Source organism: Paraburkholderia sp. J94, assembly GCF_905220285.1.
Classification (GTDB): Bacteria; Pseudomonadota; Gammaproteobacteria; order Burkholderiales; family Burkholderiaceae; genus Paraburkholderia; species Paraburkholderia tropica_A.
On the sequence record NZ_CAJMZH010000042.1, the window covers coordinates 1 to 1,143 of the forward strand.

Consider the following 1,143-nt stretch of genomic DNA (forward strand, 5'->3'; position numbering starts at 1 on the left):
CAGCCGCGCGGTTGCGAAGCCATCGGAGGCGACCAACGACAACGCCCGTGAATATATCTGGGCCGATTACGCACAACCGCAGCAGGGGGGGGACGGACTGAATGCCCCGCGCAACGACGAGGAGTTTGAAGGTTCGCATCTGGCGCGCGTACGCGCCGATGCGCATCGCAACAAGTCACTGGTCATCAAGGCGTGGGGCAACCTTCGCGGTGTGATGACCGGGCGGCAGTTGACGATCACGGACCACCCGTTCTATCCGGTGAACCGCAAGTACATCGTGACGGGTACGAAGATCGAGATCGTGAACAACGACTCGGTGACGCAGGGCGGCGAGGTCAAGCGGGAATACACCTGCCGGATGAAGTTCTGGGGCGTGCCCTCGCTCCACGCCTACCGCATCCCGCTGAAGGCGAAGAAGCCGCGCGCGTTTGCGGAGACGGCGGTCGTAACCGGTTACGACCGCGATCCCGGTGTGCTCACGGACCCGATGGCGCGCGTGCGCGTGAAGTTCATCTGGGACCGCAGGAACAAGCGCACTGAGGAAGCGTCGTGCTGGATACCGCTCATGCAGGTGTGGCAGGGGCAGCGGTATGGGGGGCTGTGGCTTCCGCGCGTGGGCGATCACGTCTATATCGGCTATGTGAATTCCGATCCTGATCGTCCGTTCATCCTCGGCAGTCATGTGACGGACTACAACAAGGTGCCCTGGGATCTGTACCAGAACCATGCGCTTTCGGGCTGGCGCAGTCAGAGCCTGGAGGGGTTTGGCAAGGGTTCCAATACGGTGGTGTCGGACGATACGCCGCAGCAGCTTCAGGTGCAGATGACGAGCGATCACGCCAATTCTCGGTTTGTTGCCGGGTACAACGTGCGCATCGATGGGGACAAGGGGCGCACGGTGGCGCGGGGTGAGGGGATTGAGATTGCCTCGGACGCGCATGTCGTGGGACGTGGCAACCAGGGGATGTTGCTGACCACCGAGCCCCGCGAAGGAGCGTCGTCTCCGGTCAAGGACATGGGCGAGACGGTGGCGCGGCTTACCCAGGCCCGCCAGCAGCACGAGGATCTGTCGCAGCTCGCGAAGAAGCATACCGCGCAGACACCCGAATCGAGCCAGGCTGATGTCGTTCAGGACATGAAGGC

Annotated in this window: 1 protein-coding gene; it reads left to right on the plus strand. The window is 62.9% G+C overall.

What is annotated here, in order from left to right:
• A partial coding sequence (locus U4Y88_RS37530) for a type VI secretion system tip protein VgrG (RefSeq protein WP_321790116.1) occupies positions 1–1,143 on the plus strand: 1,143 nt, incomplete at both ends.